Genomic DNA, 20221 nt, shown 5'->3' with positions numbered 1-20221 from the left:
CTGCGCCCATAGATCACGAGCCGCGTCGTTTCCTGGCTTCACTCGAGCACACTGACGACTTCGGTGCCTCGCTTGACAACCACGCGCTTTACGTGGTCGCGGATGTCTTCAACCGAGTGATCCACGGCCAATTCCACCACGCGCTCTTTGCGACCTCTGCGTTCCCGCCAGTGAGCATAGGGATAATCTGAAATGCGCGCGAATATCGTTTCATCGCGTGGATGCGGCATGGGCTTGGTACAACCGCTGTTGATAGGACAAAGCCAAATAGCATCCTTATGCGCCTCGATCAGCGATCGTGTATCAACTTCAAGAACATCGTGCTCCTGGTCCCGGTAAGCCTTCGCATTTGTCAGCTTGTGGAGGCGGTCCTCGGAAAGCCAAAAGAAGGCTTTGGCGTTCAACAATTCATACCAATCTGCTGGGGAAAGGCGGTTTGGCAACGCCCGCCTGAGCCCCGCATCGCTCATCGGAATTTGGTCCCGCACAACGGCTCGGGGAAGACCATTGCCCGTCACTTCGACGCTCTTGGGACGATGCTGGCTTTCGATCTCCGTCCGTTTTGGAGGTTCGACCGAGTAGTGGTCCAAAAGCGCGCTCGTACTCAGCAGACCAAATTGCTTGATCGACCCCCATGAGCCTCGTTCTGCCATGTGATAAAGCGTCGGGCAGTTCGCGATCAATTCTTCAAGTTCCGCTTCGTTCACCACGCTCTCCGATCAATGACGTTGCGCCAGTTGAAATCTGTCGACAGCAGCGAAACCGGCCGACCCGATATTCTCTCGATCTCTTCGACGAAACTGATTGTGTCGTCAGAAAGCTGCTCAAAGCGAAATGCCTTTCGGTTATTTACGTCGAAGTAATCGACAAATGTTAGGGCGATATCCGTTGGCCCATTGAGCTGAACGGAGTCGCGAAACTGCAGCCAGTCGAACTCCGCGATCCGTCGCGGCCTGTCGGTGGTGGTCGTTCGCTCGGTCCTCTCTAGCTCCTCCAGCGGAATACCACTGCGTCGATGGATTTCCGCCATATCGACCTCGTGCGCCATCGGACCGGAGGGTCCGCCGACCCGGATCGGATAAGTACGGCAAACCATGATGACCTTGCGGACGTTTGAAGGCGCGATGCCAGCATCGGCGAGACAACCCGACACGGTTGTATCTCTAGTCGTGACATGGGGATAGTCGCCATGGTGAAGGCTTAGTCCAGTGCCCTGGGTGCCCTCCAAGAGGATGCGCTGACCCGCCACCATCGCGTCTGCCAAGATCTGACGAGCGCTCCCCAGATAAGGTTGAAGGACCTCGCAGTCGCGGGCAAGGAACGCTGCCTTCTCGTCTTTATAATCCGACCGACCAGTCATTTTGCGAGCAGAAGCAACGCCAACGCCTTGCGCCGTCGAGCTGATGCTACCGAACCGCATTTCTTCTTCTTTGCGATCCTCATCGGTGATGATCATCGCGCGAGGGTCGATGGTGAGTCTGGCAGCATCAATCTTGTGCTCGGCGATCTCTTCGAGCAGCTTCTTGGGATAGATCACCGCACCTGGACCAAGGAGTAACTTCGCATTCGGGGCGCGCTGGGTGCCCGAAGGAAGGTGGTAGTATTTCTCCGGCTTGGGCTCTGCATAAACTTGGTGGCCCGCGTTTGGTCCGCCAACACGCACCAGTAGGTCATACTCCGGCGCGATATGACCAACGATGTTCCCCTTGCCTTCACTTCCATACTGGCCGCCGATGAGGACATCGACCACGGCGTCGTTCGAACGGGGGTAAAGATTGAGGAGAGCGGTAGCCCGAACGAGAACTGCTTCCTCGTTGCAACGGTCGGTCGAGACAACAATATCGGCGATGTCCGCGAGCTTCTCTATCTCCCGCTCGGTACGGTTGCGCTTCAGGTCATCGTATGCGACCGCTTCGTCGTCCTCTCTGCTGCGCCCTTCGTAGCGTTTTCGCAGTTCTTCATCCGTGGCGGTCAGATGGATGTGATGGACCTCTGCACCGTACGCCCGCCGGATCGCCTCAATCTGGCCTGGGATACGGACAGAATCGACGACGTAGAGGCCTTTCGGGGTTTGCCCCGTCGCATACGTGTCGATCGAACGCTGCAGTGCTTCGCCGACCCATGCGCCGCCGTCCTTCTTGTCGAGCCTTTGTCCCGCCAGCTGCAACGCTTTACGTTCCGACTTGGTCTTGGGCGCCTTCTTTAGAATAAGTTCGCGTGTCTTGATGATCTTCGCGCCATGTCTTTCCTTGAGCAGCCGCACCAGAGCCGACTTGCCGGAGCAAATGGGTCCGGAAAGCAGAACGACACGAAGATTTGCGCTCGCGCCCGCCAATTAGAACAACTCGAGCTGCGCCCGCTTCGGCGGGATATCGTAGACAGTGACAAACAAGCCGGCACGCACCATCACATCATCAAGCATCTCTTCTATCGTTGACCAATCACCTCCCGCAGATCCTGTACCGATCTTTGGCATGTGAATACTCGCCCCAATGGATGAGGCATGATCGGCAACTTGTTCAAGGCAAGTTTGTAGTTCTGCATACCTAATGCGGGGAAAAAGTGAGGGACCGAAACCTTCCTGTCCGATCAGACTTGCGATGATCAGATCATCGCTGGCCTCCGAAAAAATCACGCGGCCCAAACGATCGCTTTGGGGGATTTGCATGATTTTCTCCGAAAAGGCCTTTTCCGCATCAGGAAAGCGTTTCGCGATCTTGCGCGCGACTCCTCCGCCCCATTTGATCGCCTTGTCGTTAACCAGCTGACAGATGATTTTTTTGCCGCCGTTGCGAGGCGCAAGGACATCCCCGTGGAGCAAGCGTATCGGACGATGGTTTTCTTGGGCTTGATCAAACCTGACCAGACCAGCCACTCGGGGGTAAAGGCTCCCCGGATAGGCCGTCAGACCCACACACTCGATCTGGGTCGGCTTATCCGTCACCCAGCTTTCAACTGAACGGTCTGTATGACCTATCGCTGTACAGCGATGCACAATGCTCTCGTTAGGAATGGCCATCCCGGACAAACGCATCTTCGGCGCCGTTGGCGAGCCGATGAAGTAGTCGATCTTGTAATGGCGCGTCCCAGACTCCGAGACCGTGGGCGACGAAACAAAGATCCCGATGGGCTGGCTGGATATCTTGGCCAATCGGATGAGAAAGGCTTCAGCCGAGACGTCATAGTCTCGACGCTGACGCATCAAGTCCTCTATTGGAGGAATGTCTGTTGCAGCCGACAGACTTCCGATTGGAAGCACGAATTCCGAAGCGGCCAAATTGCACAGCATTTCCAACTGCCAATCGTCCGGAGTCTTATCGCCACCTCGGTTGCGGATCTGCTCCGACCAGTCAGGGAAGAGAAGGTGGGCGATCTCATGCGCAATTGAAAACCGCACCCGCTCCCGCGGCTGCTGGGGATTGAACTCGACCTTTGGACCGCTTTCGGTTGCAACCAGTCGAGCGTCGGCAACGCTCGAATTCGCCTCGATCTGTACCTCCAGCATCTCAGCGATGTGCAGAGGATTGTAAGGTGGCCCTTCCCAACCTTTCTCACGGGCTTTCAAAACAAGAGCGCGTGCTGCCTCTTCTATTGCGGTCAATGGGTCTGCGTTCTTCGCAAAAGCCCTTACCGAGGCATTGGTCCAATTGATTGATGGAGCGTTCGTCATCGTGTCGAAATGTCGGAGCTAGAGTCATGAGAAGTGTTTCTTCTTTGCGAAGCGGCAAACGCAAAACGCAAGCAAAGCATGTCGATCTTCGACAGGCGAAAACCAGCCCTCGCAAAACCAATATTCCTACAAGACATCCGAATAATCCTGGATTGCGGAAGCGAATTTGGTCATGCCCATTCCTTCATAAGCTTCGATATGCTCCTCCGAGCTTCGCGGTTGCCGCTTTAGTGCAGCCCTGTGGTCTCGAACCGCTCCGAGAACAGCGCCCGGGTAAAGATCGAACAAGCTGAAAGCGAAATCATCTGGATGCTGAGCTTCAATCTCATAGGGGTCGAGCTCTTCCTGCGGGAAGTCCTTCAAATTCTGTGTGACGATGACATCAGCTCGGCCCCTAATCGCTGCTGCAAGAACGTGCCGATCATCGGCATCAGGAAGCGTCAAGCCATCAATCAGCGGCTCGAATCCCACAACTACCGCATCGGGAAAATGCCGATCCATGGTCTCCCTGGTTCGCTGAAGTTGATCGACGGTTAGATCAGGCCGGTCCTTCAGCACGTTTCTCATCCACTCGTCGTGGATATTTTCACTCCAGCGAACGCGGTAGAGATTGCGATCGGCGAGGCGTAAGAGCAAATCGCGCAGGCCGGCCGGATAGATGACGTTGGCGTCCAGTAACGCAGTGAACCGGTCCATGCGCTATTGGAGGCCAAGCTCTTCATCGAGATCGGTCAACTCGTCGAGCGCCTTGCGACGTGCCCGTTCTGTCTCGCGGCGGAAGGTAAGAACATCTTCCGCCCGGACCCGTCGGTGCGTGCCAACCTTCCGGTGTGGGATCTTTTCTTCATCGAGAAGCTGCACGAGATGGGTCCGCGAAACATTGAGCAAATCGGCCGCTTGCTGCGTCGTCAACTCCGCATGAACGGGCATAAGCGTTACTGCGTTGCCGCGCGCCATCTGCTCAAGGATGTCGAGGAGCAGCCGCACTGCTGCAACCGGCAAGTCGACGGTTGCGGCCCCCTTTGAGCCAAAATGCGCACGCACGGTCTCTGCGCCGTTGATGATGGACGCAATTTGACGACCCGTCTCCGCCGCAAGTGCCGATTCCTTATCGGTCGGCATGACCAGTTCGGCTTCCTTCAAGACCGCGAGGTTCATGGCTGATCTCCTTTCACCAACGCCATATAGCTCTTAAACGACACAAACGCAACAAACAACACAAACGAAAGTGATTCCTCCTTCGCGAGAAGGAACGAGAACCCAGTATCTTCAGAGGATTCGTCGCGCGAGAAAGGTCCGCGGCTTGCCCGTCACGGAAGTCGACCGCGACTGCGATCACCTGCAGCGGTTGCAAATCCAAGGCTTGCCCGAGAGCAGCACATCTTGGCTCAGCGAGCGCAGGCATCACCGCTCTGACACTCAGTCAAAGACGCGAATGGGGATCGACGAAATGGTACGATAAAAAGTCTGATGATCAGTCTCCAAAGATCACGTCGAGAGTTGCATTCTTCGTTCCCGATAAGATGTACGCGAAATGACGTGCCCTCGTGAGCGACACCTGCAGCAACCTGCGGGTCTCCATGTAAGGCGCTTCCTGGTCACGTCCCCTGAAAGTCCGATGCTGATCCTCAACCAGCAAGACTGCATCATATTCGTGCCCTTTGAGCTGATGCATGGTCATCACGCTAATGCTCGACGCCTCGCGGTGGCTGTCGGTCAGCTGCTCCTGAAGAATAGCCTCATCAAGCGCCGCCTCAGCACCTTGATAGGTGCCTTGTTCGCGCCAAAGTGCGGCCAGTTGCTCCTCGATAGCGGACCCACGCCTCAACAGGCGTAGATAACGTGCATGACCGCCAGTACGTTTCAGTTCGTCCGCATCGGCTTGTTCGAGAGCCCTGCGAGCGATGAGCCAGTCCTCCGTCGGTGAACCAGAAAACCCCGACGCATCCAAACCGTCCAGGACGCCGATCAAGGCCTTCACACACTTCGTTCCGGGTGGACTCCCATCGCGACACTTTCCGGCCCAAACGCCAAGCCGATCCGATGTTTTGATTGCAGTCACTTTACCCGATGACCGGAAAACGTCCCCAACCCGTTCGAGACAGCCCGCTAATCGTTCATTCCGTGCATCGTTCTGAGATGCCAGCAAATGGGCGACCACTCTTGCCGCGAGTGTGATCTGTAACTGATCGAACATAACATCGTGTCGAACTGGTTTGTGCTCCTTGGCGCCCAACGTGATGCGCTGAGACAGAACGTCCGAAATCAGTCGAACCATTGTCCGACTCCGAGCCGCTACGGCGATATTCAAATCTCGATGCCCGGCTCGCTTGACCGTCTCGTTCCATGTTTTGATCAGGGCAACACGCACACCAACATTGAATTGTCCCAGGCGAAACCGCTTGAAAACTATGTCATCGGGCAGTTCAAGCTCCGTATCGGGCGACAACAAGCTACGGGCATATCCAGCAATACCGGTCGCCGGACTTCGATTGTTCTCATTCTGAAAGTCGTAGGTCTCCGCCTTAAGCCCGGCTGCGAAGTCGTTCAATCGGGTGGCGCTCACACCTTTGCGCCATGCGTAAATTCGCTGCTCGGTGTCACCCAACGCGATGACATCTGAGTCCTCAGATAGCGCCTTAACAAGACGCCACTGATCTTCATCAGTGTCCTGAAACTCATCGACAAGGATGAGTGGGTGCGCGGCGCTGAAACATCGTCTCGCGACAGAAGATCGTTCGAGCAGTTCTGCAGCACGCGGCGCGAATTGATCGTAGGTAGCTCGCCCTTCCTGTTCGAACAGGCGCGTTTCTTCTTCCGACCACGCATCATCAGTCATTCCAGCTTGAATGATCGCCGCATCTTGGGCTGCGATGATTTCAAGCCGACGCTTTTTTGCCAGAAGGTATCCGTGCGACTTCAGAATGTCCCATGCGAAAGAATGGTAAGTCTTGATGTCGATTTGGCGCGCGACCGCGGGTGTCAGGACCTTGCCAGCGCTTTCAAGAATTCGCCGGATCGCAGCATTTGAGAAGCTAAGAAACAGCACTGACTGCTCGGGTTGCAGCCGTTCCAGAACTGACCTTCGCGCCTTCAAGAGGGCAATCGTCGTCTTACCCGATCCAGGACCGCCCAAAACAAGCATGTGCCCGGGACCTTCCAGAATGGCCCGACGCTTTGCACAGATGTCGAATGCCTCTTCCGGGTTCGTCATGGATCTTCGGCAACCGCCTCATGGCCAATGTTGCCGTCTTCATCATCATCGTCGCCGACGAGACGGTTCGGCAACGCATCACTGATCGCGCCAAGAGCTTCGACAACGATGCTCGGAAGATCATCTTCGTCGCACATCTCAACCAAGTGCTGGGCATAGCCCGACCCCTTACGGGCCTTTAGGACGCGCTTGCATAGCTTGCGAACATCATCGTCATCCGCCTCTTCATCGTATCCGAAAAGTTTCGGCTTCTGGGCGTTGTGCGGATAATCATCCCAGGCTTCTGCCTCCTCGAGAAAATCGCGAACAACGCCGATCGAGATCTCTTCTGCAAGAAGATACTCAATACCCGTCTGCTCCAGTTCCCAAGCCGCATCAAAGAGCGCCTCGATATCGTCACTCACGGCATCGTTCTTCTGGCGGTCGTAGAACGCATAAGTTTTGAGGCCGAGGCCAGAAAAGAATTCTCCGTAGCGCAGGAGGCCGCCGTCACCGTCACATTGCACGATCGTTACGCCTGACAGATCCAGCGGCGTGTAGGTTCCTTCCTCGCTTTGCCCTTCAAGCACGGCAGAGGCCGAATACAAAGCTTCCGCATCAGAAACGCCTTCAACGCAAAGAACACCATTGCCAAGCATCGCCTCGGCGAGGACACGCCGGAGGTTTCCTTTGTATGCTTTCGCCTTAAGACCCATTACCTCGACGGTTCGTCCTGACACCGCACCTGCATCTTTCCGCTCCAAGAGCACGACATTCTCTGGCGCGTATTGCTCAAGGACAAACGGAGAATGCGTGGTCAGGATCGACTGATCCATATGCTTGTGAAGGAACTGGACGATCCGGCGCTGAGTATGCGGCGGGATCGCAATCTCCGGCTCTTCCATTGCGAAAATGACGTTGCTTTTCAGCTCAGCAATGAAGGTGAGCAGAGAGAACACCATCGAGTTGATGACGCCAGAGCCCAGCCGCCAATATGGCACCGGCGTATTTGATCGCTCTGACGAGCCAAACAGCGTAATTGAGCGGCGCAAGCTCTCTCTCGTCAATGACGACGGATAGAGCCGAAATGTCCTGTCGTCGTCGGACAACCCGACAAATCTTCGCACACGGGCATCGATTTCATCGAGTACCGATCTCAGCTGCGGAATTGCGTCGATCGCGGGATCAAGGTCCTCCATCGACTGGAGCGTCTGCTCCCACATGGCCGAGCGATCATCATCTTTGAGTTTGAGAATGATGTCGAGCAAAGAGCCACGCTCAAGGCTGAGCGCACGTGATCCCGTCCTTAGCGCTCTGAGATAAATGAAGCCGAACTGTCTTTTTGCCGATCGCGAGACACGCGCCCTCCGCTCGCCATCATCCGCAGGCGGACTGGCAAAATATGTCTCCGCGCCGAACTCATCTTCTTCGATATCGTAGAGCCCCTCGAACCTGATCCGAAGTGCCGGCACAACATCGTCTGCCTCCAGATCTTCGGGGGAAGCTGTCTCATCGAGCAGCACATTTTCGGTCGTGTTCCAGTATTCTCGATGGGCGCGAAACTGCGTCGACACATCGTCTGTCAGCCCTGTGAGAACGACCTCTAGTTGGATTGGAATCGGATTCCCATCATCGTCCAAATATCGGCGTTCATGAAAATCATGTTCATCGACCGGCGACGACCTTGCGAGTCTATCCGGCCCCAACAGTAGGTCCAGCGCTTCACACATCGTCGATTTGCCAACGCTGTTACCGCCGATGATGACTGTGTGGTCTGGGAAGATGATCTCACCCTCTGCGACACTCCGGAAATGAGACATCGTTAGGCGTCGAATTCTCACAATCCTGCTCCCTTGCAGTCCACGGTGACGTTGAGCAATCTCGCGCCCGCCGAGGTGTCGACGAATGTGATGATTTTAGCCATTCGCTGTCAGCGCTTCGAGATACGGGCGAACAACTGTCGCAACGCCGCCATGGGCCGCCGACTCCGCGATTTCTGCCGGTGTGGCTTTGCGCTGTCGGAGCGCCTCTTGAAGCCCTTCGAGCGCGATCGACTGACCGACGGAGCGTCGATGCCGGAAGCAGTCCGCAATTGTCTTCGCGACGCCGAAGACTTTCACTGGCACCCCTTCGATTGATGTCATCTCGACATCTTCCTTCAGGAGCTTGTCTGTAAACCGAACTATCCGCAGGCTTGTCTCATCCGTTGTTGGTGACCAGTCATTTTTCCCGATGGCGAGCCAGACCGATCGGGGCAGTTGATCTGTCAGCTCGTGAAATGCCAGCGCCGAAGTAAGGCAGACAACTCCCTTCGGGACCCGCTTCGCCGCTTCCGCAAGTCTATGGTTCGAGTCTAGGGGCGCGTCTGGCAGTTGGTAGAGACCACGTCCAAGGCGGATCACGTTCCCATCCTGGCGCATTCTGCTGATGGTCGCCGCCGTGATGCCGGCCGCTTTGAATTCGGACAGCCGCACGATCCCCCGATCCCGAAGCATCTCAAGTGCGCTATCGCGTTGTGTCTTGCCCTTCAGCATTGATATTAAACCACCAAGTTCTAGACCTAAGTTCTGAGGTTTTGTATCATTGCGTCGATATCGGGTAAAGCCGGTTCCGACGCACATGCCGCTGAACTGCAAAGGAGATCACGTCGTTGGCTGGAAAATGGAGCATCTCGGGACCAAGGCACCTTGGAAACTTCTGCATAACGTGTCCGACCGCAGCGGCCCTTGCAAAGAATTTGGACCAACCTGGGACGCGGAATGCCCTCAGCATACTTCGGTATCGGCAAGACATCCTCCAACAAAGCAACGGTGCGGGCGGGGGGTGATAAGCCCCCCTGTGACGCTCTTGATCCAAACTGGCCGTGCCAGGAAACCTCAGCTGCATACATGCGCTCACGACCCCATTAGGGGACCCGCAGAGTCACTCGCTCACGCACGCACTTCAAAGCTACGCTCATAAGCACCTCCAATCCGATTGCGAAAACAAGGTCCGCGAGACCCGGAAAGGTCGTGGCGCACGCAACAGCTGCAAGTGCTCCCATCAAAGCCAGTCCCTTGCGGGCCAAGCTCCTAGTTCTGTGAATGAAAATAGCGACTCGGGTTCAGATAACCAAGAGAACATCGCCCACAAAGCGCGAGACCTTCCCAATCATTCAAAAGAATCCATGAGGGGAAAGCCTTCCCCTGCGGTCGAGCCTGTAGTCTCGCCCGACCCCTTCTGCGGGGAGACCTCGCAACGCACCCCTTTAGAGTGAGAGGCCCGCGGCTGTCGCCGTGACGGGTTTGGAGGTCGAGAGAGAGGCTCTCGGACCGCCCGATCTGGAGATCAGCCATGACTGCAATCGAGATCATGAACGGCCGCCCCGAGAGCGGCGGCTACAAGGTGGATGTGTCCCGCGGCGGGCATGACGGGCGCGTGTCGTCCGAATGGTTTTCCCGGCCCGACGACGAGAGGTATCTCTCCCTCTCGGACCTCTACGCCTCGGTGAAGGGCCGCGCGCAGCGGAGCAAGACGCGGACAGTCGAGAGCGCAGCGATCCGCGTCGAAGCCCATCGCGACGATCCCGAGAGGCTGGCGCTCATCCTGCCGGATGCCGAGGCGCCAGTCGCCCCGACCCATTGGAGCTTCGGCCAGCTCGCGAGCCTCGTCGGCGCGCCTGCCGCCTATCTGCGCCAGCTCCCGGCGCCGCTAGCGGGTATCAATTTGCAATACGGTCTCACCAACCACCGCGCCGAGCAGGTGAAGACAATGGAGGTCGCCAACGGCCGGACCGAACTGCGCGCCGTGACCGGCCCGGATTACGGCCGCATCTACGACCATGAACTCGTCTCCGCCGTCCAACGCATCGCGGGTGATGGCGTCGGCGACACGCGCTGGAAGGTGCCTGGTGTGCTCGACTGGTCGACGGGCATCTACAACCCGATGGTCGATGTCACCAAGGACACGACCACGCTCTACGCGTCCGACCGCGACGTCTTCCTCTTCCTGGTCGACGACAGGAACCCGATCGAGGCGGGCACGCTGCCTGACGGATCGCCAGACCTTTTCTTCCGGGGGTTCTACTGTTGGAACTCGGAGGTCGGCGCCAAAACGCTCGGCATCGCGAGTTTCTATCTCCGCGCCGTCTGTCAGAATCGTAATCTGTGGGGCGTCGAGGACTTCCAGGAGATCACGATCCGGCATTCCAAATACGCGGCCAACCGCTTCGCCCACGAGGCGGCACCGGCGCTGGCCAACTTCGCCGACTCCTCGCCGCAGCCCTTCATCCAGGGCATCCGCTCCGCACGCGAACGGATCGTCGCGCGCAGTGATGACGACCGCGCCGATTTTCTGCGCAAGCACAGTTTCTCGAAGGCGGAGACCGGCAAGATCGTCGAGACGGTTCTGGCCGAAGAAGGCCGCCCGCCCGAGAGCGTCTTCGACTTCGTGCAGGGCATCACCGCGTTCGCCCGGTCCAAGCCGCAGCAGGATGCGCGGCTCACCATGGAGACCCGTGCCAAGAAGCTGCTGGAGCTTGCTGCGTAAGCAGCCCCCGGACTTGCCGTTTCCCGCAATCGACAGTATTCGGATCACACGGAGAGCGCGTCTGCTCACCGATGGAGATTTGATGTCTACGATTGCGGGAAACCGCTAGTTCCACTCGATTGGAACGTCTGAACCCTGGGCTTGTCCGCGCGTGATGCCGGGCAACTCTTTGTGCTGACTACAAATCTCGTAGACTAACCAATGAACATTTCAAGACACGAACAGCGTGTCTTGCATGTCCTCTCGCAAGGTGGCGGCATCGCCTACCAACGCGCGGAGAACGGCAAGATTCGCGACATCACCTGCTTCACGAGCGACGGCCACGTGCTGTCCGACTGCACGATGCAGGTTTTCGAGCGCCTCAAGAAACGGCGTTTCATCCACTCAAAGAACGGCCAGCCCTACCGCGTCACGCGGTCCGGCCTCCTTTGCGTTCGCGCTCAACTCGATAATCGATAAGGACATCGAACCGATGAAAGACATTCTAATCAAACCGACCACCTCGGACGACATTCCGGCGCTCAGGGCCGTCGTCAACGAAACCGAGCTCTTCCCCGGCGACATGCTGCCGGAGATGCTGTCTCCGTTTCTTGGCGGCGATGGGGAGGCCGTTTGGCTCACCGCCCTCCTTGACGACAAGGCCGTCGGGCTCTGCTTCGCCGTGCCCGAAGCGCTGACGAATGGCACCTGGAACATGCTGGCGCTTGCTGTGCTGCCCGAACATCAGGGTGACGGCGTTGGCGGCGCGCTCGTGAAGAGCCTGGAAGACGATCTCCGGTCCCAAGGCGTTCGCGTGCTGATCGCCGACACTTCGGGAACCGAAGCCTTCGCTCTCACGCGCCAGTTCTATGTGAGGTGCGGCTATGAAAAGGAAGCGCGTATCCGTGACTTCTGGGATGCCGGAGACGACAAGGTCGTGTTCCGGAAAGCGCTTGCCTGACGCGACAAAGCTGCCGGCCCGGTCCCGCACCGGGCCGGCAGTTTCCTGCATCCCGGTTCACTGCCGGAAACGTCGGTCCATCTCTTTCGAGAGGAAGAGGTGGGCCGGGTTTTTCGTGACGGGTTTGGAGGCCCGAGAGAGTGTCTCTTGGCCGCCCGTCGCGGAGAAGTCCGATGACGAAGTCACAGAAGATCACCCTCAGCGCCTCGCGCGACATCCCCTTCAACCAGCTGGTGCTCAGTCAGTCGAACGTCCGGCAGATCAAGGCCGGTGTCTCGATTGAGGAGCTCGCCGAGGACATCGCCCGGCGCACGCTGCTCGCGAGCCTCACCGTCCGGCCCGTGGTCGACGAGAATGGCGCGGAGACCGGCATGTTCGAGATCCCGGCGGGCGGGCGCCGCTACCGCGCCCTCGAACTCCTCGTGAAGCAGCGGCGGTTGAACAAGACCGCGCCGGTGCCCTGCATCGTGCGCACCGAGGGGCTGGCCGAGGAGGACAGCCTTGCGGAGAACGTCCAGCGCGCGCCGCTGCATCCGCTCGATCAGTTCCGCGCCTTCCAGGCGATGCGCGAGAAGGGCAAGTCGGAGGAGGAGATCGCCGCGGCGTTCTTCGTCTCGGCCAGCGTCGTCAAGCAGCGCCTGAAGCTCGCCGCGGTCGCGCCCTCGCTGCTCGACGCCTACGCCGAGGAAGAGATGACCCTCGACCAGCTCATGGCGTTCACCGTCAATCCCGACCACGAACGCCAGGAACAGGTCTGGGAGGCGCTCAAGCGCCACTATTCGAAGCAGCCCTACGAAATCCGCCGCATGCTGACCGAAGGCGCCGTGCGCGCCTCCGACCGGCGGGCGCAGTTCGTGGGTCTCGACAACTATGTGGAGGCGGGCGGCGAGGTGCTGCGCGACCTGTTCCAGACCGACGATGGCGGCTGGCTGCAGGACGCGGCCCTGCTCGAGACCATGGTCACCGAGAAGCTCAACGAGGAAGCCGAGGCCATCCGCGCCGAGGGTTGGAAGTGGATCGAGGTCGGCACCGACTTCCCCTACGGTCACACCTACGACCTCCGGCGCATCCGCGGCGAGGCCGAGCCGATGAGCGACGAAGAGGATGCGACCTACACCGCACTCAAGGCCGAGTACGAGTCGCTTGAGGATGATTATGCCGAGGTGGACGAGCTTCCAGAGGAGGTCGATGCCCGGCTGGGTGAGATCGAGACGGCGATGGAAGCGCTGCAGGACCGGCCGATCCGGTTCGAGGCGGAGGACTACGCCATCGCGGGCGCGTTCGTCAGCATCGATGGCTCCGGCGGCCTGCGAGTCGAACGCGGCTATGTCCGGCCCGAGGACGAACCGGTCGCGGAGACGGACGACGCCGTGGACGCCATCGCCACCGACCCGGATGCGGACGACACGCAAACCGATGTGGACGTGACGCAGGGTATCGATCCGGACGCGGATGATGACGATGACGGCACCAAGCCGCTCTCCGACAGGCTCGTCTGCGACCTGACCGTCCACCGCACGATGGCCCTGCGCAACGCGCTGGCGGGCGATCCCGAACTGGCGAGACTGGCCTGTCTCCACGCGATGGTCCTGTCGCTCTTCTACCATTACGGCCAGGACAGCTGCGTCGAGATCACGCCGAAGGTCACGCATTTCGGCGCGCAGGCGGAAGGGCTTGGCGACACCGCCTATGCCCAGGCGATCGACCAGCGCCACGAGACCTGGGCCGCGAACCTGCCAAAGGACCCGGAAGCGCTCTGGGACGCCCTGACCGAGTGGGACGGCGACAGTCGCGACGCGCTCTTCGCCCATTGCGTCGCGATGACGGTCAACGCGGTGCAGGAGCCGCACTACCGCAAGCCGCGCCAGATCGCCCATGCGGACATCCTGGCAGCGACGCTCGGCCTCGATATGGCGAAGGCGGGTTGGGCGCCGACGGCGGCCAGCTATCTCGGCCGCGTGACCAAGGCGCAGATCCTCACCGCCGTGCGCGAGGCCAAGGGGGCCAAGGACGCCGACCGCATCGCCGGGCTCAAGAAGCCCGAGATGGTCGAGGCCGCGGAGGAAGTGCTCGCGGGCTCTGACTGGCTGCCGGTACCATTGCGCACGCCGCCTTTGACCAAACCGGTCGACGAGCCGGAGTTCGAGATCGTCGACGAGGGCGACGGCGATCCGGAACCCGTCGAGGAACGCGAAGACGATCCCGAGGTTCTCGAAGCCGCGGAGTGATCGCGCAGAGGCAGGCCAAGGGCGGCGCATGGTCGATGGTCGATCCAGCATCATGGATGCGATGATCCGACCGTCGCCGCCTTCGCCACCCACGGGCAAGCGACCACCAACCGAGGGAGACTTCCCCCCCCCACTCCCTCGACCTGGGGCCTGTCGGACGCGGCAGGCCCTTTTTTGCTGCATGCAGAACGGAGTTCATCATGGAAAGCACAGCATCGGAGATCGCACAGCGCCTGTCCCACGAGGCCGAGGCAATCTGCCGCCATTACCTTTCGAACGGGCGGAAGCAGGGCCGCTACTGGATCGTCGGCAATGCCGAGAACTCGCCCGGGCGCAGCCTCTATGTGCTGCTCACCGGCCCCATTTCCGGAAAGGGCGCGGCGGGCAAATGGACCGACGCCGCCACCGGCGAGCATGGCGACCTGCTCGATCTCATCTCGGCGAACCTGCGGCTCTCCTCGCTCGGGGAGGCGCTGGACGAGGCCCGACGCTTTCTCAGCCTGCCGCGACCTGACCCGCCGCCGCGCGCACCGCAGCCCAATGCGCCGACTGGCTCGCCGGAAGCTGCGCGCCGACTGTGGGCGATGGCCCAGCCGATCGCGGGCACGCTCGCGGAAGGCTATCTCGCTAGCCGTGGCATCGTCGGCATGCGGAATACCAGCGCGCTGCGCTTCCATCCGCACTGCTATTACTGGCGCGAGCACGAGCCTGACGACACGCAGCCAGAGGCATGGCCCGCGCTGCTCGCGAAGGTCACCGACACGGGCGGCAACCTGACCGGATTGCACCGGACCTGGCTCGACCCCACGACCGCAGGCAAGGCGCCGCTCGACCCCAACCGCAAGGCGATGGGCAACCTGCTCGGCCACGGCGTTCGCATCGGTAAGGCGACCGATCTGGTCGCAGCCGGCGAAGGTCTGGAGACGATGCTGTCGCTGCGGATGGCGCTGCCAGACCTGCCAGTGATCGCCGCGCTGTCCGCCAACCACCTCGCCGCACTCGACCTGCCGGACGGCATTGAACGCCTCTACATCGCCGTCGACTCCGACAAAGCGGGCCGCTTCGCGGCAGACACGCTCGCCGACCGCGCGCGCTCCAGTGGCATCGAGACCGTGCCGCTTGCGTTCCGGCTCGAGGACGCCAACGCGGATCTGCGCGCCTTCGGCCTCCACGATCTCCGGGCGCATCTGAGGCCCCAGCTCGCGCCTCAGGACGTGGAACGCCTGTTGGCATCCTCCGCCGCCTGATCGAAGCACGGATGGCGCCGGCGTATCCGACACGGGCACGTCTCCGGACATCAGAGCCGCGCCTCAGGGCCTTCCGAGAGGGGCGAGACGGAGCGGAGACCGCCCGGTCCGGCAACGGCTACGGCGACACCGTTTTCCGCCGCCGGGCCACCCGCGCGTTCCGCGCAGGACCAAGAGCCATGGATTGCGACCGGCTTTGCATCGCGAGGCAAAACGGCGCCGCCTCCGCCGTCCTCCGCTGCGCTCCGGTTCCACCCCATCGCGCGAGCACGATGGGGACCCCTGAGAATGCAGGCCCGGACGGCCCCCGCTTTCCCATCGCCCGGGAAGGCCCGCGAGAGGCGCGGGTCCCTTGAGCCGGAGACGACCTGCCATGACCGAACACGCCGACACCACGCACCGCTCCTCGACCGCCATCGTCCTCGACGAGCTACAGCTCTACGGCTACCGCCCGTTCGCCGGCGAGCCGGACCCGCGACCGCTGCCTGAGGCCGACGCCCTGCAGGGCGCAATCGCCGACATCTTCGACGCGCTGATCGCCAGCCTGAGCGACACGCGGCTCGAACCCGATCTCGAAGACCTGCTCTGGTCGACCACCAACGTCTTCCACCGCATGGCGGCACGCGTAGACCGTGAACTCGACACCAACGAGCAGGCGCAGAAGCGCTCGCAGCGCGAGCAGGACGGCTCCGAGGTCCGCTCGGTCGAACTCGAGGAACTGACTGCGCAAGGGATCACACTGATCGAACGGCGCAACGCTTACGAGGGCATGCGTGATCTTGCCGCCGACCTCTTCGAGGCGCACCTGGGCAACGCCTGGCATCCACATTCCGGCTCGCACACGAACCGGCGCAACATGACCGCTTCGCTGATCGACAGCCGCGACTTCGTCGCCGCCAAGCGCAAGACCGAGCTCGAACCGCTCTTGCCGACCGGCACCAAGATCGCGCTAACCGGCGGCACCGACTTCGCCGACCACAAAGCCGTCTGGGCCGCGCTCGACAAGGTGCATGCCAAGCACGCCGACATGGTGCTGCTGCATGGCGGATCGCCCAAGGGCGCCGAGAAGATCGCCGCCTGCTGGGCCGATAATCGCAAATGCCCGCAGATCGTCTTCAAGCCCGACTGGACGCGCCACGGCAAGGCCGCCCCGTTCAAGCGCAACGACCAGCTGCTCGACACCCTGCCGATCGGCCTCATTGTCTTCCCCGGTTCGGGCATCACCGACAATCTCGCCGACAAGGCGAAGCGGATGGGCGTGCCGCTCTACGACTTCCGAACCGGGAAGGCGGGCAAACCGTGATCCGTGATGCCTCTTGCGCATCACCCGTGCGCGCGCCGGAACATTCCGGCGCGCGATCACTTGCGCTATACTTCATTCGCGCCGTGGCGGTGGTGGAGGCGCACCTCTCTGAAGGAGACCGCCCATGTTCGTATCCGCCATCTTGAGCGTCCTCGGCCTCGGCTTCATGGTCTATGTGCTCTTCGCGCTCGCCGTCTACGCGCTCCCGTTCTTCGTCGCCATCACCGTCGGCATGCATGTCTACGACAGCGAAGCGGGGCTGATTGCCGCATTCGTCTCCGCCTTCCTCGCAGGCGGCGCGACGCTCGTCGCAGGCCAGGTCGCGTTCGCGACGATAAAGTCCGTTCCCGCCAGGCTCGCCATCGGCGCGCTCTTCGCCGCGCCTGCGGGCATCGCCGGCTACCACGCCATCAAGGGCCTCTCCGAGATCGGCGGCGCCGACGAGACCTTGACGCTGATCTTCGCCTGGATCGGCGCCTTAGTCGTCGGCGCCACGGCCTGGGCGCGCATCGCATCCCTCGCCGGGCCGGACGAGGACGCGCCGGCGACATCGCAGGCATTCAGAATTGGGCGCGCAGCAAACGACGGATGAGAGCATCTCAAACCCTCTGGTCGTATTTCAATCGTGATCCACATTGAATCTGGCCGGGAGGAAAGGCCGGAACGGCGCTTGCGTCTACGCCACGGATAGCCGTTCGAGGAAGGACGCTGAAAAGCCGACTCCGTTGAAGCGGCACGAAGTACCACCGGTCAGGGCAGCCATTTCTGTATGACGCCCTCCTGACGCGCCGATACGTCTTCGCCCGTCTGCACGCCGGGGCCTGTCTTCGCGCGACGCGTGCTGCCGGGATCTTGCCGGTATCCATCGGTGGGGCTCAGGTCTTCTCCCATGTGCCCGTCACCCGCATCCCACACGGCCTCTCAATGGGCTGATCTGGCCGGGGCCGGCTCACGCCTCGACCGCCTTGGCCGCAACGGCGGGTCTGGACTTTCTTCCCCTGGCCGAGGGCCATTCCTCGCGAGGCAAGAAAGACCATCCCCGCCGTCCTCCGCTGCGCTGCGGGCCATGAATGGCTGCGTCGGCGGATCGCCCCCGACCTCTGCGATCGCCATCGAGGCCGCGATGGGCGCGGGATCGAGAACCCTAAGGAGAACTGACATGGCCACCATCGGAACCTTCAAGAAGACCGGCAACGAATTCGTCGGCGAGATCGTCACCCTGAGCGTGCAGGCGAAGAACGTCCGCATCGTCCCCGAGGAGGGCGGCAACGCCAACGCCCCGAGCCACCGCGTCTTCGTCGGCCGCGCCGAGATCGGCGCCGCCTGGTCAAAGACCTCGAACGAGGGCCGCGACTATCTGAGCCTCAAGCTCGACGACCCGAGCTTCACCCAGCCGATCTACGCCAACCTCTTCGACGACACCGTCGTCGAGGGCGAAGAGAGCTACAGCCTCATCTGGTCGCGCGCCCGCCGCCAGAACGGCGACTGAGCTCGCCAGCGAAGCGCCCCGCCCGGACACCCGGGCGGGGCGTTCTTGCGTTTCTCATTCCGAGGCCCTTTCCTCAAGCATCGCCGCAGGCTTGATGTCTAGCGCCACCGCGACGTGCCAGAGCGTCACGATCGTGACGTTCTGTTGGCCCCTTTCCATTGCGCTGACATGCGCCCGGTCCACACCCATCTGAGCAGCGAGCGCGGCCTGACTGAGGCCCGCTTTCATCCGGTAGTGCTTGAGATTGCTGCCAAACGTGTGACGGATATCCATCCGTCAGCAAATCGCCTATCGCGTATTTTGGTGCGACGCATTATGATACGCGCATGAGCAGCTCGACTAAGCCAGACCCAATGGGACTATCGGAAATCCGGTTTCTGGGCTCTATTCAAGCGGCGGATTCGCGCCGACGGGAGGGGGCATGAAGAATAGATTTGCGACCATGCCTGAAGCCGATGAAGCGCCGTCCGAACAGTCCGTGACAGACTACGACCACGCACATCTGAAGCTCTATGCCCGCCTTCTCGATGCAGACCGGGAGAACGCGCCGCTCGTCGAAGTTGCCAGAATCCTGTTGGGAATTGATGCCGTTAGCGAGCCGGAGCGCGCGCGGCGCGTGCATGCCAGCCACCTCGAACGCGCCCGCTGGATGACCGAGCACGGTTACCGGGACATGCTCGTGAGAGGTCTGTCTTAACTCTTCACGCCGACGCCGTGATGCGCGCCGCGCATCGCCTTATGCCCCGCCGGGCACTAGGCAAGGACAACCTCAGGCCGAAAACTCAACAAGCGGGGGCATTTGGAGTTGATCACTCAGATGCGAGGAGATCGGCCATGCCAGGCAATTGGCGTGATGATCGAGCCTACGACCACTTCGACACCCTCGGGCTATCCGGGCTGGCATGGGAATGCTTGAGGCGCAACATCGGCTACCGCTCGGCCTACCGACGAATGCAAGCCGAAGGCGGCGGGGCCGCAGACTGGGGGTTGCGATTTCGCGGTGGACCCAGATCTCGCGGCGCCCGAAGCCCCGGTTTTCTGGAACGCCGCCGACGCCCCCGCCGTCGTCAGCCTGATAGCTCCGCTCCCGCCGCTCGGCATCGGTTCAACGACAGTGGCGCAATTCGAGCCGGACGGGGAAGCCGAAGACAACGGACTGAGCCGGCTCCGCCTGCGCAGCGGCTCCGCGCTTGTAGGCCAACTTGATGACGCAAGCGCTACCCAGATCGGCGTCCTCATCCCGTTCGATGACGACTGGCCGATCCGTATCGCGGCTGCCGAGCGACTTCGATCCGAGCTGATCGAGCGTACGGCCGATCCGCCGCTTACCCGCCAGAGGCGTGAACGGCTGAAACGCGCCTTGCGCTGCGTCGATGCTCGCGAAAGCGGCGCCTCCTATCGTGCGATGGCGACCGTGCTGTTTGGCGCTCGCCGCGTCGCAGACGAGCCATGGAAGACGAGTTCGCTCAAGGCTCAGGTCGCGCGACTGACCGTCCATGGCCGAATGTTGGTCGATCGCGGTTATCGCCGGCTACTGCGCGGTCAGGTGCGATAGACATGGGACCGCTCCACAGAAACCGAAAGCAGACTTGGACATCTGCCCACGCCGAGTCGGCTTTGCGGG

Annotated in this window: 19 protein-coding genes and 1 pseudogene; 11 read left to right on the top strand and 9 right to left on the bottom strand. The window is 60.8% G+C overall.

Going from position 1 to position 20221, the window contains the following annotated elements; translation table 11 throughout:
- Positions 1-38 precede the first annotated feature (38 nt).
- The 8 genes from R5H30_RS08055 to R5H30_RS08020 all read right to left on the bottom strand — a co-directional run bounded on the left by R5H30_RS08055 (position 39) and on the right by R5H30_RS08020 (position 9397).
- Positions 39-707: a DUF7002 family protein gene (locus R5H30_RS08055; protein ID WP_318327653.1), complete on the bottom strand. Its 669-nt coding sequence runs from the start codon at positions 705-707 to the stop codon at positions 39-41.
- Positions 704-2335 (bottom strand): adenylosuccinate synthetase, encoded by a 1632-nt coding sequence (locus tag R5H30_RS08050; protein ID WP_318327652.1) that lies wholly within the window; start codon positions 2333-2335, stop codon positions 704-706. Before R5H30_RS08050 ends, R5H30_RS08055 begins: the two co-directional genes overlap by 4 nt.
- Positions 2336-3670 (bottom strand): ImmA/IrrE family metallo-endopeptidase, encoded by a 1335-nt coding sequence (locus R5H30_RS08045; protein ID WP_318327651.1) that lies wholly within the window; start codon positions 3668-3670, stop codon positions 2336-2338.
- 126 nt (positions 3671-3796) lie between these two features.
- Positions 3797-4366 carry a VapC50 family PIN domain-containing toxin gene (locus R5H30_RS08040; protein WP_318327650.1) on the bottom strand — a complete coding sequence of 190 codons (570 nt, stop codon included), beginning with the start codon at positions 4364-4366 and terminating at the stop codon, positions 3797-3799.
- Positions 4367-4369: 3 nt separating this feature from the next.
- Positions 4370-4828, bottom strand: coding sequence for a helix-turn-helix domain-containing protein (locus tag R5H30_RS08035; protein WP_318327649.1), 459 nt, complete (start codon positions 4826-4828; stop codon positions 4370-4372).
- A gap of 316 nt (positions 4829-5144) precedes the next feature.
- A complete protein-coding gene (locus tag R5H30_RS08030) occupies positions 5145-6884 on the bottom strand; it encodes a UvrD-helicase domain-containing protein (RefSeq protein WP_318327648.1) in 1740 nt (579 codons plus the stop codon).
- On the bottom strand, positions 6881-8704 hold the full coding sequence (locus R5H30_RS08025) for an ATP-dependent nuclease (protein WP_318327646.1): 1824 nt from the start codon (positions 8702-8704) through the stop codon (positions 6881-6883). The genes R5H30_RS08030 and R5H30_RS08025 overlap by 4 nt, the downstream gene beginning before the upstream one ends.
- A 75-nt stretch (positions 8705-8779) precedes the next feature.
- Positions 8780-9397 (bottom strand): type IV toxin-antitoxin system AbiEi family antitoxin domain-containing protein, encoded by a 618-nt coding sequence (locus R5H30_RS08020; protein WP_318327645.1) that lies wholly within the window; start codon positions 9395-9397, stop codon positions 8780-8782.
- 799 nt (positions 9398-10196) lie between these two features.
- Between R5H30_RS08020 and R5H30_RS08015 the strand changes: the two genes are divergently transcribed.
- The 8 genes from R5H30_RS08015 (at position 10197) to R5H30_RS07980 (ending at position 18597) form a co-directional block, all read left to right on the top strand.
- Positions 10197-11390: a DUF932 domain-containing protein gene (locus tag R5H30_RS08015; protein WP_318327644.1), complete on the top strand. Its 1194-nt coding sequence runs from the start codon at positions 10197-10199 to the stop codon at positions 11388-11390.
- A 201-nt stretch (positions 11391-11591) separates the two neighbouring features.
- A complete protein-coding gene (locus R5H30_RS08010; protein WP_318327643.1) occupies positions 11592-11849 on the top strand; it encodes a YjhX family toxin in 258 nt (85 codons plus the stop codon).
- A gap of 13 nt (positions 11850-11862) precedes the next feature.
- The gene (locus R5H30_RS08005; RefSeq protein WP_318327642.1) at positions 11863-12330 is read left to right on the top strand and encodes a GNAT family N-acetyltransferase; all 468 of its coding nucleotides are present in this window, start codon (positions 11863-11865) and stop codon (positions 12328-12330) included.
- A gap of 173 nt (positions 12331-12503) precedes the next feature.
- Positions 12504-14558: a ParB/RepB/Spo0J family partition protein gene (locus R5H30_RS08000; RefSeq protein ID WP_318327641.1), complete on the top strand. Its 2055-nt coding sequence runs from the start codon at positions 12504-12506 to the stop codon at positions 14556-14558.
- Positions 14559-14758: 200 nt separating this feature from the next.
- The gene (locus R5H30_RS07995; RefSeq protein WP_318327640.1) at positions 14759-15805 is read left to right on the top strand and encodes a DUF7146 domain-containing protein; all 1047 of its coding nucleotides are present in this window, start codon (positions 14759-14761) and stop codon (positions 15803-15805) included.
- A 373-nt stretch (positions 15806-16178) separates the two neighbouring features.
- On the top strand, positions 16179-17108 hold the full coding sequence (locus R5H30_RS07990) for a DUF2493 domain-containing protein (RefSeq protein ID WP_318327639.1): 930 nt from the start codon (positions 16179-16181) through the stop codon (positions 17106-17108).
- A 124-nt stretch (positions 17109-17232) separates the two neighbouring features.
- Entirely contained in the window at positions 17233-17700 is a 468-nt protein-coding gene (locus tag R5H30_RS07985) for a hypothetical protein (protein WP_318327638.1), read from the top strand.
- A 567-nt stretch (positions 17701-18267) separates the two neighbouring features.
- Positions 18268-18597, top strand: coding sequence for a DUF736 domain-containing protein (locus tag R5H30_RS07980; RefSeq protein ID WP_318327637.1), 330 nt, complete (start codon positions 18268-18270; stop codon positions 18595-18597).
- Positions 18598-18651: 54 nt separating this feature from the next.
- Here the strand turns inward: R5H30_RS07980 and R5H30_RS07975 are convergent, their stop codons facing one another.
- On the bottom strand, positions 18652-18870 hold the full coding sequence (locus R5H30_RS07975) for a helix-turn-helix domain-containing protein (protein ID WP_318327636.1): 219 nt from the start codon (positions 18868-18870) through the stop codon (positions 18652-18654).
- A 148-nt stretch (positions 18871-19018) separates the two neighbouring features.
- Here R5H30_RS07975 and R5H30_RS07970 point away from each other — a divergent pair, with 148 nt between their 5' ends.
- The 3 genes and pseudogenes from R5H30_RS07970 (at position 19019) to R5H30_RS07965 (ending at position 20152) form a co-directional block, all read left to right on the top strand.
- Positions 19019-19294, top strand: coding sequence for a DNA -binding domain-containing protein (locus R5H30_RS07970; protein ID WP_318327635.1), 276 nt, complete (start codon positions 19019-19021; stop codon positions 19292-19294).
- Positions 19295-19314: 20 nt separating this feature from the next.
- Positions 19315-19584 (top strand): annotated as a pseudogene (locus R5H30_RS21780) (transcriptional regulator domain-containing protein); the annotation flags it as partial.
- 13 nt (positions 19585-19597) lie between these two features.
- The gene (locus R5H30_RS07965; protein ID WP_318327634.1) at positions 19598-20152 is read left to right on the top strand and encodes a DUF2285 domain-containing protein; all 555 of its coding nucleotides are present in this window, start codon (positions 19598-19600) and stop codon (positions 20150-20152) included.
- Positions 20153-20221: the final 69 nt, after the last annotated feature.

Source organism: Roseobacter sp. FCG-D35, from assembly GCF_033436665.1.
GTDB lineage: Bacteria > Pseudomonadota > Alphaproteobacteria > Rhodobacterales > Rhodobacteraceae > JAWQFO01.
This window is presented reverse-complemented; position numbering and strand designations above follow the sequence as displayed.